The organism is Aurantiacibacter flavus (assembly GCF_039710615.1).
Classification (GTDB): domain Bacteria; phylum Pseudomonadota; class Alphaproteobacteria; order Sphingomonadales; family Sphingomonadaceae; genus Alteraurantiacibacter; species Alteraurantiacibacter flavus.
Genome location: NZ_JBDLBR010000004.1, coordinates 190,671 through 204,890 on the forward strand (window position 1 = coordinate 190,671; position 14,220 = coordinate 204,890).

14 protein-coding genes are annotated in these 14,220 nt (G+C 66.5%); 13 read left to right on the forward strand and 1 reads right to left on the reverse strand.

The window, feature by feature from the left end:
- The first annotated feature begins 4 nt into the window (after positions 1-4).
- The 4 genes from ABDJ38_RS12795 to ABDJ38_RS12810 all read left to right on the forward strand — a co-directional run bounded on the left by ABDJ38_RS12795 (position 5) and on the right by ABDJ38_RS12810 (position 4,769).
- Positions 5-1,813, forward strand: a complete 1,809-nt coding sequence (locus ABDJ38_RS12795; protein ID WP_346785507.1) for an aminopeptidase P family protein — start codon at positions 5-7, stop codon at positions 1,811-1,813.
- Between the two features lie 207 nt (positions 1,814-2,020).
- The gene (locus tag ABDJ38_RS12800) at positions 2,021-2,629 is read left to right on the forward strand and encodes a hypothetical protein (protein WP_346785508.1); all 609 of its coding nucleotides are present in this window, start codon (positions 2,021-2,023) and stop codon (positions 2,627-2,629) included.
- The gene (locus ABDJ38_RS12805) at positions 2,626-3,366 is read left to right on the forward strand and encodes a response regulator (protein WP_346785509.1); all 741 of its coding nucleotides are present in this window, start codon (positions 2,626-2,628) and stop codon (positions 3,364-3,366) included. The genes ABDJ38_RS12800 and ABDJ38_RS12805 overlap by 4 nt, the downstream gene beginning before the upstream one ends.
- Positions 3,367-3,374: 8 nt before the next feature.
- Positions 3,375-4,769, forward strand: coding sequence for an ATP-binding protein (locus tag ABDJ38_RS12810; RefSeq protein WP_346785510.1), 1,395 nt, complete (start codon positions 3,375-3,377; stop codon positions 4,767-4,769).
- Here ABDJ38_RS12810 and ABDJ38_RS12815 read toward each other — a convergent pair.
- Positions 4,766-6,340 (reverse strand): helicase HerA-like domain-containing protein, encoded by a 1,575-nt coding sequence (locus ABDJ38_RS12815; protein WP_346785511.1) that lies wholly within the window; start codon positions 6,338-6,340, stop codon positions 4,766-4,768. The genes ABDJ38_RS12810 and ABDJ38_RS12815 overlap by 4 nt on opposite strands.
- Before the next feature lie 103 nt (positions 6,341-6,443).
- Here ABDJ38_RS12815 and pabB point away from each other — a divergent pair, with 103 nt between their 5' ends.
- The 9 genes from pabB (at position 6,444) to ABDJ38_RS12860 (ending at position 14,218) form a co-directional block, all read left to right on the forward strand.
- Positions 6,444-8,243 (forward strand): aminodeoxychorismate synthase component I, encoded by a 1,800-nt coding sequence (pabB, locus tag ABDJ38_RS12820; protein WP_346785512.1) that lies wholly within the window; start codon positions 6,444-6,446, stop codon positions 8,241-8,243.
- A complete protein-coding gene (locus tag ABDJ38_RS12825; protein WP_346785513.1) occupies positions 8,240-9,418 on the forward strand; it encodes a pyridoxal phosphate-dependent aminotransferase in 1,179 nt (392 codons plus the stop codon). Before pabB ends, ABDJ38_RS12825 begins: the two co-directional genes overlap by 4 nt.
- A gap of 71 nt (positions 9,419-9,489) precedes the next feature.
- Positions 9,490-10,140: an RluA family pseudouridine synthase gene (locus ABDJ38_RS12830; protein WP_346785514.1), complete on the forward strand. Its 651-nt coding sequence runs from the start codon at positions 9,490-9,492 to the stop codon at positions 10,138-10,140.
- Positions 10,141-10,144: 4 nt separating this feature from the next.
- Positions 10,145-10,549: an alternative ribosome rescue aminoacyl-tRNA hydrolase ArfB gene (gene arfB / locus ABDJ38_RS12835; RefSeq protein WP_346785515.1), complete on the forward strand. Its 405-nt coding sequence runs from the start codon at positions 10,145-10,147 to the stop codon at positions 10,547-10,549.
- Between the two features lie 124 nt (positions 10,550-10,673).
- Positions 10,674-10,841: a 50S ribosomal protein L33 gene (gene rpmG, locus ABDJ38_RS12840; RefSeq protein ID WP_346785516.1), complete on the forward strand. Its 168-nt coding sequence runs from the start codon at positions 10,674-10,676 to the stop codon at positions 10,839-10,841.
- Positions 10,842-10,905: 64 nt separating this feature from the next.
- Complete coding sequence (locus tag ABDJ38_RS12845) at positions 10,906-11,574, forward strand: LolA family protein (RefSeq protein ID WP_346785517.1); 669 nt, start codon at positions 10,906-10,908, stop codon at positions 11,572-11,574.
- Positions 11,575-11,859: 285 nt separating this feature from the next.
- A complete protein-coding gene (locus ABDJ38_RS12850; protein ID WP_346785518.1) occupies positions 11,860-12,663 on the forward strand; it encodes an exodeoxyribonuclease III in 804 nt (267 codons plus the stop codon).
- 44 nt (positions 12,664-12,707) lie between these two features.
- Positions 12,708-13,724 carry a GTP cyclohydrolase II gene (gene ribA / locus ABDJ38_RS12855; protein ID WP_429771116.1) on the forward strand — a complete coding sequence of 339 codons (1,017 nt, stop codon included), beginning with the start codon at positions 12,708-12,710 and terminating at the stop codon, positions 13,722-13,724.
- The gene (locus ABDJ38_RS12860) at positions 13,721-14,218 is read left to right on the forward strand and encodes a GNAT family N-acetyltransferase (RefSeq protein ID WP_346785520.1); all 498 of its coding nucleotides are present in this window, start codon (positions 13,721-13,723) and stop codon (positions 14,216-14,218) included. The genes ribA and ABDJ38_RS12860 overlap by 4 nt, the downstream gene beginning before the upstream one ends.
- The last annotated feature ends 2 nt before the right edge of the window (positions 14,219-14,220 follow it).

The window sequence follows — 14,220 nt, forward strand, 5'->3', positions numbered from 1 at the left end:
CGCCATGCTGATGCCCCTCCACGAAAACCGCCTTGCCGCCCTGCGCCGCGAACTGGCCAACCGCGGGCTCGATGGCTTTGTCCTGCCGATCAGCGACGAGTACCTGTCCGAATATGTCGGCGCCTATGCCCAGCGGCTCGAATGGCTGACCGGCTTCGGTGGCTCGGCGGGCAGCGTGGCCGTGCTGGCCAACAAGGCGGCGATCTTCGTCGACGGGCGCTATACCATTCAGGTGCGCGATCAGGTCGAAGCCAAGCTCTACGAATACAAGTCGGTGCCCGCCGATTCGCTCGCCAAGTGGGTGGCCGACAATGCCGGGCCCGGCGCCAAGATCGGCTATGACGGCTGGCTCCACACGCGCAGCTTCGCACGCGCGCTGGAAGCGACGCTGGCCAAGAAGGACGCGAGCGCCGTGCCGGTGGAGAGCAACCCGATCGACGCCGTATGGGACGACCAGCCCGAGCCCTCGCCCGCGCCGGTGTTCCTGCAGGATGAGGAGCTGGCTGGCCGGTCAAGCGCCAGCAAGCGCGCAGAGATCGCCGAATGGCTGAAGAGCGAAGGCCACGACGCGGTGGTGATCAGCGCGCTCGATTCGATTGCCTGGGTGCTCAATGTGCGTGGGCGCGATGTCGAGCACACGCCGGTCGCCCTGTCATACCTCACGCTGTTTGACGATGGCACCGCCGACTGGTTCATCGCGCCGGACAAGGTCCCTCCCGAGGTGGGCGCCGCGCTTGGCAATGCGGTGCGCCTGCGCCCGCGCGACCAGTTTGCCGATGCCCTGGGTGAACTGGCGGGCAAAAAGGTCGCCACCGATCCGCAGCGTTCGGTCGCGGCGATCTTCGATGCGCTCGACAGCGCCGGGGCCGAAGTCGTGGCGGCACAGGATCCTGCCGTTCTGCCCAAGGCGATCAAGAACGATGCCGAACAGGCCGGACACCGCGCCGCCCAGGCGCGCGACGGGGTAGCCGTGGCCCGCTTCCTTCATTGGCTCACTGTCGAAGGGCCGCGGGGCACCGTCGACGAACTCTCCGCCGCCGCGAAGCTGCGGACATTCCGCCAGGATTGCGGCGACCTGCGCGACCTTTCGTTCGACACCATTTCTGCCAGCGGCCCCAACGGTGCCCTTGCCCACTACCGGGTAAGTGAGGAGACCAACCGCAGGCTCGAACCGGGCAGCGTCTATCTGGTCGATTCGGGCGGGCAGTATCCCGATGGCACCACCGACATCACCCGCACCGTGTGGATCGGCCCCGGCGTGCCGCCGCAGGAGGTTCGCGAGCGCTTCACGCGGGTGCTCAAGGGCCATATCGCACTCGACACCCAGACCTTCCCGGCGGGCACCACGGGCGGCCAGCTCGACAGCCTCGCGCGGCAGTTCCTGTGGTCGGCCGGGCTCGACTATGCCCACGGCACCGGCCACGGCGTCGGCGCGTTCCTCGCCGTTCACGAAGGGCCGCAGCGGATTTCCAAGGCCAAGGGTGGGCAAGCCGGCAGCGAACAGGAACTGCTCGCAGGGATGATCCTCTCGAACGAGCCGGGATACTACAAGGCGGGCGAATACGGCATCCGGATCGAGAACCTCGTCCTCGTCGGCCCGCGCACAATCGCAGACGCCGATGAAGGCGAATGGCTCGGCTTCGAAACGCTTACCTTCGCTCCGCTTGACCGAACCATGGTGGAACCCTCGCTGCTGAGCGAGCGCGAGATCGCCTGGTGGAACGCCTATCACGCCCGCGTGCAGGAGGTGATCGCCCCGCAACTCGAAGGCGAAGCGCGCGATTGGCTGCTCGAAGCCTGCCAGCCTCTCTGACCCAGCGGCGCGCGGCGCAAGCTGGCGCTCGGGTGTACAGCCGACGCAAACCGCGACAAATGACGACAAAATTGGCCTTCGCGGGCATAAACCTGCGACATACAAGGCCTAGTTCAAGGACAAGGACAACAAGGCGCAGCCTCCATCCTCCCATCCCATCGCGGCTGTGCCTTGTTGTCCGATCCAACCTTCGGGAGTTCTTGAACAATGAAGACTTTTCCCATCTCGCTGGCGATCCTCGCCACCGCCACCACTCTTGCGGGAACTGCCGCCCTGGCGCAGGATCGCGGGGCTCAGCACGCTCCGCAAACCCGCGCCGAGGCCGAAACCCGCGCCAGTGCCATGTTCGAGCGGCTTGACGTGAACGGCGACGACCAGCTCTCCGCAGCAGACCGTGAGGCCGCAGAACGCAAGCGGTTCGACGAAGCCGATGCCGATGGCAACGGCCAGCTCAGCTTCGCCGAGGTCATGGCTCAGCGCGAAAAGCGCCAGCAGGCGCGTGCAGAACGCCGCGAGCAGCGCACCGAGCGCATGGCCGCACGCGGCGGCGAGACACGCGGCACCGGCCATCGCGCCGGCATGCGTACCATGCGCGGCGCCAGGGGCCACGGCATGCAGATGCTCGAACGCGCCGATGCCGATGGCAATGGCACGATCAGCCGCGCCGAATTCGCCGCCGTTGCACTGTCCCGCTTCGATGCGGCCGACAGCAACAAGGACGGCACGATCTCGGCGGAAGAGCGCCGCGCGGCCCGCCCCGAACGACGCGGCATGGGCCGTCCCCCGATGCCCGCAGCAGCGCCTGAGGCCGAATGAACGATCAGCCGACCCGACTGCTGCTGGTGGATGACGAAGCCAGCCTGAGAGAGCCCTTGGCCGACTATCTGTCGCGCCAGGGGTTCCTGGTCGAACAGGCCAGCGACGCGGCCAAGGCGCGCGCGGCGCTGCTCGATAGCACCCCCGATCTCGTGCTGCTCGACATCATGATGCCGGGTGAGGATGGCATCTCGCTGTGCCGCCACCTGACCGAAAGCAAGGACCTGCCGGTGATCTTCCTCACCGCTCGCGGTGAGGCGACTGACCGCATCGTCGGGCTCGAGATCGGGGCGGACGACTATGTGGTGAAACCATTCGAGCCGCGCGAGCTGGTCGCGCGTATCCGCTCGGTTTTGCGCCGGGCGACCAAGGCTGCCGGCTCGGTTCGCGCCAGCGAGGCGCTCTATGCCTTCGACGGCTGGCTGCTCGATCCCTTGAAGCGCCGCCTTACCGACCCCGAAGGCACGGTGGTGCCAATCTCCTCAGCCGAGTTCCGGCTGCTGTCCGCCTTTCTCGACCACCCGCGCCAGGTGCTCGACCGTGACCGGTTGCTCGACATGGTGCAGGGCCGCGAGGCACACCTGTTCGACCGCGCGGTCGACAATCAGGTCTCGCGGCTGCGGCGCAAGATGGAAGCCGACAGCCGCGATCCCAAGCTGATCCAGACCGTCTGGGGCGGCGGCTACAGGCTCGCCTGCGATGTCGAGCGCGTCGCACCACGCAAGGCCGAAGGCTGATCGCGACCATGCCTGCGATGCACCGTTTCCTGCCACGCAGCCTGTTGGGGCAGATGCTCCTCGCGGTTGCGCTTGCGCTGCTGGCGGCACAGACGCTCTCGGCCGTGCTGATCTATCGCGCCGATCACCAGCGCCGCGAGGCCGCGCTGATCAGCTCGCTTGCGTTCCAGCTGGTGGCCGACCCGCGGTTCGAGTTTCGCGATGGCCGCCGCAACGGGCGCGAAGGGCGACGCAAGGTGCGGATCGAACGAGCGCTTGAATCGCCAATTCACGACGGCGACCTGCATGACCCCGAACGCGAAGCCGCGCTGCGCGACGTCCTGATCGCGCAGGATGTCGCCATCGGCGAGCTGGTCGTCTTCTCGCGCAAGGTTACCGCAGACAGCTATGTGATGCGCGGACGCGCCGGATCGCTTTCCGGTCGGGAGGGGCGCTGGTCGCTCGATGGCGAGGTTCTGCTCGCCGGGCTCAAGCGGGCTGGCAACGACGAGTGGCTTGTTGCCCGCGTCCCCCGGCCCGAACACAGCACCCGCGCGCTGGGCGGGCTGATCCTGCAAACGCTGTTGCTCTATATCGCGTTGGTCGGCGGGCTCGCCTTCCTGCTGCGGCGGATCACCCGCCCGCTCGCCGCGTTGACCGAGCGGATGAGCCGCTTTGCCGGGCGCGCCGACGGGGTCGAACCGCTTGAACCGTCGGGGCCCGAGGACACTCGCGCGCTGATCGCCGCGCACAACGAGATGGAAGCGCGCATTGCCGCCCTGCTCGACGAGAAGGACGTCATGCTCGGCGCCATCGGGCATGACCTCAAGACCCCGCTGGCCGCGCTCAGGGTGCGGATCGAAAGCGTCGACGACGAGACCGAGCGTGCCAAAATGGCTGGCACCATCGAGGACATCACCCATTCGCTCGACGACATCCTCTCGCTCGCCCGCGTGGGCCATGCGAAAGACCCGCTCGAACGCACCGACCTTGCCGCGCTGGTCTCCGCCGTGGTCGAGGAATACGAGGATCTGGGTGAGCCGGTCGAGCTGGGTGACACCATGCGGATCGCCCTGCCGCTGCGCGCCACCTGGATGCGGCGCGCACTGCGTAACCTGATCGATAACGCGCTGCGCTATGGTGGCACAGCCGAGGTCTCCTTAAGCCGCGACAATGGCTATGCGGCAGTCTGCGTGACCGACAACGGCCCCGGCATTCCCGAAGGCGAGATTGCCGCGATGTTCGAACCCTTCGCGCGCGGCGAGGTCTCGCGTAACCGCAGCACCGGCGGCGCTGGGCTCGGCCTGACGCTGGCTCGTGCCATTGCCGAGCAACATGGCGGCTCGCTGTCACTGGCGAACCGGGTGGAGAATGGCCGAAAAGTGGGTCTGGCCGCCGAACTGCGCCTGCCACACGGTAGCTAGCGCATCAGCCCGCCGATCAGGTTGCGCACGAAGCGGCCTGCAATCGGCCCGGCAAGGTCGGAGGCAAGCGAGCCCAGACCCGAGGTTACCGCCGTCGTTGCCGGTTTGGCACGGCTTTTCCTGCCGGTGATCGCCGCTGCTGCCACCGAGGCGGCAGAGCCCGCCGCCGCGCCCATTGCGGCCTTGGCAGCCTTCCCCCAGATCGAGGTCGACTTGCGGCGGCGTTTGCTCACCTCCTCGCGCCCCTTCTCCTCGACCTCCTCCGCCGTCTCGGCAGCATCGGCCGCCTTGGCCGCCAGCAGCTCCTCGGCGCTCTCACGGTCGATCCGTTCGTCATAGATGCCCTGATGCGGGCTGATCGACTGGATGATCGCCCGCTCCTTCGCGCTCACCGGCCCCAGCCGCGAGCGCGGCGGCTTGATCAGCGTGCGCTGGACAATCGTCGGCGCGCCCTCTTCGTCGAGCGTGGAGACCAGCGCCTCGCCGGTGCGCAGTTCGGTGATTGCGGTTTCAACATCGAGATCGGGGTTGATGCGAAAGGTCTCCGCCGCCGCCTTGATCGCGCGCTTGTCCTTCGGGGTGAAGGCACGCAGCGCATGCTGGACCCGGTTGCCGAGTTGCCCCGCAATTTCCTCAGGGATATCGATCGGGTTCTGCGTCACGAAATAGACGCCCACGCCTTTCGAGCGGATCAGGCGTACCACCCGTTCGATGGTATCCTGCAAGGCCTTGGGCGCGTCGTCGAACAAGAGGTGCGCCTCGTCGAAGAAGAACACCAGTTTCGGCTTTTCCGGGTCGCCCACCTCGGGCAGCGTCTCGAACAGCTCGGCCAGCAGCCACAGGAGGAAGGTGGCATAGAGCTTGGGACTGCTCATCAGCTTGTCGGCGGCGAGCACGTTGATCACGCCGCGCCCCTGCTCGTCGAGCGAAAGGAAGTCGTCGATTTCGAGCGCGGGTTCGCCGAAGAAGTTGTCTGCCCCCTGCGCCTCGAAGCTCAAGAGCTGGCGCTGGATCGCGCCGACCGACTGCTTCGACACATTGCCATATTGCCCCGAAAGCTCGGTCGCGTTCTCGTAAGACCAGGCCAGCATCGCGCGCAGGTCCTCGAAATCGAGCAGCAGCAGGCCGTTCTCGTCGGCATAACGGAACACGATCTGCAGCACGCCTTCCTGCGTGTCGTTGAGGTCGAGCAGGCGGGCAAGCAGCAGCGGCCCCATTTCGGTGATGGTGGTGCGGATCGGGTGGCCCTGTTCGCCATAAAGGTCCCAGAACACCACCGGATTATCCGAATAGGCATAGTCGTCCATGCCCAGCTCTTTCGCGCGGCCTTCCAGCTTGTCGGCATGTTTGAAAGTCGGCGAGCCGGGCATGGCGATGCCCGAAAGGTCGCCCTTCACGTCGGCGAGGAACACCGGCACCCCGATGGCGGAGAAACTCTCGGCAAGGCCCTGCAAGGTCACGGTCTTGCCGGTGCCGGTGGCCCCTGCGATCAGCCCGTGACGGTTGGCGCGGGCGAGGTCGAGCGCCTGCCTGCCGCCGGCGAGGTCCTTGCCGATGAAGATGTCTGCCATGTTCGTCCCGATCCCTCTTGGATGTATCGGCGCGGAAACTGGCCGGGGCGCCCCTTGCGGTCAAGCGATAGACTTACACCGCGAACACGCTAGATGAGGCGCGATGGACCGCAGCCAACCCTTTGTCCTGCTTGACGATGCCCGCAGTTCGGGCGCGAGCGATGCCCAGCTGTTTGCCGCCCCGCGCGAGGTGTTCGTGGCGCGGCGGCCGGAACAGGTGGTGGAGACGCTCGCGGCGGCGGATAAGGCACGCAGCGAACAGGGCGGGCATCTGGTCGGCTACCTCGCTTATGAGGCAGGGCTGGCGCTGGAAGGCAAGCTCACCCCGCTGGCAGCGGCTCGTTCGGGCGCAGCGGGCCCGCTGGTGTGGTTCGGGCTGTTTGGCGACCCCGAGGTGATCCCCTCGGACGAGGTCGAAGGCTGGCTCGCCGCGCGGGCCGAAGGTGCCGCCTCGATCGGGCCGCTCGAACCGCAAGTCTCGACCGGGGCCTATTGCGAGGCGTTCGAGCGCCTGCAGGAGGCGATCCGCGCGGGCGACATCTATCAGGCCAATCTCACCATGCCGCTGGCAGGCCCGGCGCAAGGCGATCCGCTCGCGCTCTATGCCGCGATCCGCCCCACGGCGGCGGCGGGCTATGGCGGGCTGGTGTTCGATGGTTCGGACTGGCTGCTCTCGTTCAGCCCCGAGCTGTTCTTCACGCTGAAAAGCGGCGCGGTGAAGCTGAAGCCGATGAAAGGCACCCGCCCGCGCGGCGCAACGCCTGAGGAAGATGCAGCGCTCGCCGCCGAACTCGCCGCCTCGGTGAAGGACAAGGCCGAGAACCTGATGATCCTTGACCTGATGCGCAACGATATCAGCCGGGTGTCGCAGGCGGGCAGCGTCGAGGTCGAGCAGCCCTTCGCCATCGAAAGCTATCCTACGGTTCATACGATGGTCTCGACCGTGCGCGCGCAGTTGCTGCCGGGCAAGAGCGCGGTGGACCTGCTTAGGGCGGTGTTTCCCTGCGGTTCGATCACTGGCGCGCCCAAGATCCGCGCAATGGAGCTGATCGACGAAGTCGAACGCGACGCGCGCGGGCCTTATTGCGGCGCGATCGGGCGCATCGGGCCAGGCGGCGATGCGGCCTTCAACGTGGCCATCCGCACCGTGCGGCTAACCCCCGGCGAGAACCAGCGCCACAAGGCGGTGCTTGGCGTCGGCGGAGCCATCGTCGCCGATAGCGAGGCCATGGCCGAATGGCGCGAATGCCTCGTCAAAGGCGCTTTCGTGCGCGGTCCGGCGGGTGGGCACGACCTGATCGAATCGATGCGGTTCGATCCCGAAAACGGCATCGAATTTCTCGACCTGCATATCGAGCGGATCGGCGCCAGCGCGAAAGAGATGGGATTCGCCTTCGACCGGCACGAGGCGCGCAACCGCATTCAGGCGCTGTGCTTCGAACTGGAAACCCCGGCTAAGCTACGCATGCTATTGTCGCGCGGCGGGGCGCTCGGCTTCGAGGCGCAGGAGTTGGGCGCAACCGCACCTGCCGAACCGCAGCTATGCGTGGCGCTGCCGCTGCCCGTGGTAAGCGGCGACTGGCGTCTGCGCCACAAGACCACTGACCGCGGTTTTTACGACGACGCGCGCACGGTCGCCGCCGCTGCCGGGGCGCACGAAGCGTTGTTCGTGCGCGACGACGGGCTGGTGACCGAAGGCTGCTACTCCAACATCTTTGTCGAACGCGATGGCAAGCTGCTCACCCCGCCGCTGCACCTCGGCCTGTTGCCCGGTGTCCTGCGCCGCGCGCTGATCGTGCAGGGCCGCGCCGAGGAGGCCGAGCTGACACTCGACGACCTCGCCGATGGGTTCCTGCTCGGCAATTCGGTGCGCGGGCTGATGAAGGCGCACCTGCTATCATGACCAAGCCCCAGCTCAGCAACGCGCTTGCGCGAATCGAAGCCTCGCCCACCACCGCCATGACCGACCGCGCGATGGAACTGCGCGCCGAGGGCCGCGACATCATCTCGCTCTCGGTGGGCGAGCCCGACTTCGACACTCCCGCCCATGTGATCGAGGCCGCGAAAGCCTCGCTCGATGCGGGCGACACGCGCTACACCGCCGTGATGGGCACCGCCCGGCTGCGCCAGGCCGCCGCGCTCCACTTCGAACGCGACCTCGGGATCGCCGCCGATCCGGCGCAGGTGATCGTCAGCGCCGGGGGCAAGCAGGCGCTGTTCGAAGCGATCTGCGCCACCGTTTCGGCAGGCGACGAGGTGATCGTGCCCGCGCCCTGGTGGGTCAGCTATCCGCAGATGGTACGCTTTGCCGGTGGCACCGTGGTGCCGCTGATGACCTACGCCAAGGACGATTTCCGCTTTCGCCCCGCGCAGCTCGAAGCGCTGATCACCTCGCGCACGAACTGGGTGATCCTCGGCAGTCCTGGCAACCCGACCGGCGCGGTCTATCCTGCCGCAATGCTGCTCGGGATCGCAGAGGTGCTGCGCCGCCACCCACAGGTGATGGTGCTGAGCGACGATATCTACGCCCCGCTCAACTACACTGGCGAACGCCACGCGACGCTAGCCAACCTGTGCCCCGATCTAGCCGACCGTATCTGCACGATCTCGGGCGTTTCGAAGAGCCACGCGATGACCGGCTTCCGGATTGGCTTTGCTACCGGCCCGAAGTGGCTGATCGACGCGATGGGCAAGCTGCAAAGCAATTCCTCGGGCAACCCCGCCGCGACCAGTCAGGCAGCCGCCGTCGCCGCGCTCGAAGGGTCGCAGGACTTTCTGGCCGACTGGCGCGAGACCTTCCGCCAGCGGCGCGATCTGGTGGTCTCGGCGATCAACGCGATTCCCGGCCTCTCGACCCCCGTACCTGATGGCGCGTTCTACTGCTTCATCGACGCCACGCCGCTGATGGACCGCTTCAATGGCGACGACAACAAGCTGGCGCTGCACCTGCTGGAGCATGGCGTAGCGGTGGTTTCGGCCAGCGCTTTTGGCGGGAGCAACGGTTTCCGCATCAGCTTTGCCGCGAGCGAAGAGGTGCTGAGCGAAGCCCTGCGGCGGATCGAATCGGCGCTAAGCTAAGTCCCCTTTCTTCGCGAACACGGACAATCCTTCGACAAGTTCGCGCCGAGCGGTGTAAGGGGCCTTCCGATATGAACATCCCCATTCTCTACGAAGACGGCGAAGCGCTCGTGATCGACAAGCCCGCCGGCCTGCCCATCGACATTCCGCGCAAGGGCGGCCACGCGCTGGTGAAGGAGCTGTCGACCCTGCGCCTCGGCTTCCAGCGCGAGCCGAGCCCGGTCCACCGGCTCGACACCGACACCTCGGGCTGCCTGCTGCTGGCGCGCAATGCCAAGGCGCACGTACGCTTCGCCGCCGCCTTCGAGCAGCGGCTGGTCGACAAGGTCTATCTCGGCATTGTCGCGCGTACGCTGGAAGAGGAGGAAGGCACCATCGCGCTGTCGCTCTCCAAGATCAGCAGCGCCGAAAAGGGCTGGCGCATGATCGCGGCCAAGAAGGGCAAGCCCGCCGTCACCCACTGGCGCAAGCTCAAGGAGCTGGACGGCGGCCTCACGCTGATCGAGTTCCGCCCCGAAACCGGCCGCACCCACCAGATCCGCGTCCACGCCCAACTCGGGCTTGGCGCAGCGCTGCTGGGCGATCCGGTCTATGGCCAAAAGGATGCGCGCGCCGGGCGCACGATGCTGCACGCCAGCGCGCTGACCGTGCGGCGCGAAGGCAAGTCCGACATCACAGCCGAAGCCCCGCTTCCCGCAGACTTCGCGGCGCTCGGGGTCTGACGCAATGGGCGCGATCACAGATCGGGCCATGGCGCAGGCGCAGGAAAGCTTCATCGCCGCCTCCGGCCCCGGTGGGCAGAACGTCAACAAGGTGGCGACGGCAGTGCAGCTGCGCGTCAATATCTATGCGCTCGGCCTCACCCCGGCGGTGTTCCACCGGTTGAAGGCGCTGGCTGGCAGCCGGATGAGCGCGAGCGGAGACATCATTCTCGACGTGCGCAATCACCGCACGCAGGAGGCTAACCGCCGCGAGGCGCGCGAACGACTCGTGGCGATGATCGAGCAAGCCCTGAAAGAGCCGAAGAAGCGCGCCAAGACACGGGTCAATCGCGTGGGCAAGACCCAGCGGCTGAAGTCGAAGAAAGCACACGGCGCGAAGAAGGAAATGCGCGGCAAGATCGACTGGTGAAGCACGCCAATGCTTGACTCAGATGCGATTCTCCACCATGGGCCGCGATCAACGGGCGGCGCTCTGGCGTCGCCCCTTTGTTTTCGGGCCGCCCTGGCCCCATCAAACCTTTGAGAGCAAGACCATGGCGAAGCCTGCAACCATCAAGATCCGCCTGAACTCCTCCGCCGGGACCGGCCACTTCTACGTGACCAAGAAGAACCCGCGCAACCACACCGAGAAGTTCACCTTCCGCAAGTACGATCCCGTTGCGAAGAAGCACGTCGAGTACAAGGAAGGCAAGATCAAGTAAGCTGAACGCTGGCCACCCCCAGCAGTTCAGTGACAGTTCAATGCGGCTTCGCTAAGCCGCGCATATGAACAGCCTGATTCAGCTTCGACGCAAGCCTCTGGCCGCCGCTTTTGCGGCGGCTTTTGCCTGTGCGCTTCCCGTCACCGCCGTGCTCGCTGCGGCTCCTGCCAGTGCCCAATCGCGGCAGGACGATCTCGACCGCGCCGTGGCCGCCTTGCGCGGCATCACCACGATGAAGGCCGATTTCACGCAGACCGGCCGCAACGGCCAGACCCTGCGCGGCGATCTTACGCTCAAGAATCCGGGCCGAATCCGGTTCGAATATTCGAACGATGTGAACATGCTCGTCGTGTCCGACGGCAAGGCTCTGACGCTGATCGACTACGACGTGCAGCAGGTCGAAGCCTGGCCGATCTCCAATTCGCCGCTCGGGGCGCTGCTCGATCCCAATCGCGACGTACGCCGCTTCGGCAAGCTGCTGCCCACCACCAACCGCAATGTCATCAGCATCGAGGTAAGCGATCCCGGTCGCCCCGAATATGGCACCATGACGCTGGTGTTCGTGCGCAATCCCTCCGCTCCCGGCGGCCTGCAACTGGCGAGCTGGGTCGCGCTCGATGCGCAGAACACGCGCACCACCGTGCGCCTCAGCAACCAGCGTTATGGCATGGCGGTAAGCAATTCCGCCTTCACCTATCGCGATCCACGTCGGCGCACTCGTCGCCCGGGGTGAACCGCTCGGGGTCCAGCAGTTGTATAAGAGCGACAGAACGCAGGTTCTGTTCATTGCCGCGACAGGCGGTCAGGCCTAAATCCAACAAGGCAAGCACGGCTGATCGGCGGGTTTCTCCCCCCTGTTGACCCGCCATATGATTTACGGCCTGCTTGTCTGCGTGACGAACGCAAGAATGAACCCCCGTCTCACCGCCCCCGGGACGGGGGTTTTTCTTGCCTGTCGTCCGGCTATGCCGAGCCCCCGGCTTGTCGCCCGGCCAATGCCGACCTAAAGCCTCTGGCCATGTCTGCCCCCACCCTTTCCGTCGCCAGTTGGAACATCAACTCGGTGCGCCTGCGCATGCCGCAGGTCGCCCGCTTCCTCACCGAGAACGCGCCCGACGTGCTATGCCTGCAGGAGATCAAGTGCCAGGAGCACCTGTTCCCCCGCCAGGCCTTCATCGACCTCGGCTACGAGCACATCGCGCTCACGGGCCAGAAGGGCTATCACGGCGTGGCCACGGTCAGCCGCATTCCCCTGCGCGAATATGCCCGCCACGACTGGCAGGACAACGGCGAGGCACGCCATGTCGGGGTGGAACTGCTCGGGCCGGGCGAGGGCGTGATTCTCGAAAACGTCTATATTCCCGCCGGCGGTGATCTGCCCGACCGCGAGAAGAACCCGAAATTTGGCCAGAAGCTCGACTTCCTCGAACGGATGACACGCTGGTCGGAAGGGATCGAGCGGCCCACGCTGCTGGTGGGCGATTTCAACATCGCCCCGCTCGACTGCGATGTTTACGATCACAAGGCGCTGCTGAAGGTGGTCAGCCACACACCCATCGAGGTGGAGACACTAGGCCGCTTGCAAGCGGCGCACGACTGGGTCGACCTTGGCCGCAAACATATCCCGGCACCCGAGCGGAACTACACCTGGTGGTCTTACCGCACCTACTGGCAGGGCAAGGACCGCGGACGGCGGCTCGACCACATGTGGGCCTCGCCCGATCTTGCCGCCAATAGCACCGGACACAAGATCGCCGAGCACACCCGCGAATGGGAGAAGCCGAGCGACCACGTGCCGATCATCAGCGAGTTCGCCCTCTGAGCGCTGCCTCGCCTTCCCGCCGCGCGGCGCAGGCGGTTGACGCCTTGCGCCACGGCTGGCCCATCGCGATCGACGGCGCACCGGTGCTGCTGCCGATCGAGACCGGGCTCGCGCCCGAGGCAAAGGCTGCGCGGCTGCTGATCTCGACTGCGCGGGCGGAAACGCTGCGGCTCACCAACCAGCGCGAGGCCGCGCGCGGGAGCGACCCGGTGCTGATCCGCGCGGGCGAACCGCTCGATCTCGCCGCCGCTCTGCCGGTGGCCGATCCTTCGCTCGACCTTGACCGGCCGATGAAGGGGCCGTTCCTCGCGGAAGAACTGCCTTGGCGGCATGAGGCCGAGGTCGCGCTCGAACTGGCGCGGATCGCGGGAATCCTGCCCGCCTATTTGGTCGCGCCTGACCACGGCGGAGAGGCGGTGGCGCTCGAAGCGGGCGACCTTGCCGCTTTTGCCGACCCCGCTGCGCTCACCATTGCCACCCGCGCACGGCTGCCGATCCACGCCAGCGAGCACGCCCGCATCATCGCCTTCCGCAGCGCCGACGACCTGCGCGAACATGTCGCGCTGGTGCTGGGCGAACAGGATGCAGGCAAGGTTCCGCTGGTGCGGCTGCACTCCGAATGCCTGACCGGCGACGTGTTCTCCAGCCTCAAGTGCGACTGTGGCCCGCAGCTCGACGCCGCGCTGGCAGCCATGGCCGCGGAGGCCGCGAAAGGCGGCTGGGGCGCAGTCCTTTACCTCAGGCAGGAGGGGCGCGGGATCGGTATCATCAACAAGCTGCGTGCCTATCACCTGCAGGACGATGGCCACGACACGCTGGAGGCGAACCGGCGGCTCGGCCTGCCCGAGGAAGCGCGCGACTTCCCGGTCGCGGCGCGGATGCTTGAGCTGATGGGGGTGAGTGCGGTGCGGCTGATGACCAACAATCCGGAGAAAGTGACCGCGCTCGAAGCTGCCGGGGTCGCGGTGACCGAGCGCGTGCCACACCAGTTGCCCGCCAATCCGCACAACGCCCATTATCTCGATACCAAGCGCGACAAGGCGGGGCATCTGCTGCGGTGAGCTGGACCATCCGCCCGGAACGCCCAGGTGATGAAGCCGCAATCCGCGCCCTCACGCAGCGCGCCTTTCTGGGACTCCCCTATTCCGACGGAGACGAGGCAGACATGATCGAGCGCCTGCGCAGCGATGACGACCTGCTGCTTTCGTTGGTGGCGGAAGATCACCGCGGGATCATCGGTCAGATCACCTATTCGCGCGCCCTCCTGTCCAACGGCGAGGATGGCTGGATGCTCATAGGCCCCATCAGCGTCGCGCCCGCGCGGCAGCGGGAAGGCATTGGCCGCGCCCTGATCGAAGCGGGCGAGGCCGCGATAAGGGAAATGGGAGCGAAGGGGATTACCGTTCTGGGCGATCCGCAGCTCTACGGACGCTTCGGCTTTGCCCAGCACACGCCGCTGCGGCTGGAAGGGGAGCTTACCGAGTACTTTCAGGTCAAAAGCTTTGGCGCAGACATTCCCGAGGCAACGGTCAGCTTCGCGCCCGCCTTCGGGTGAGC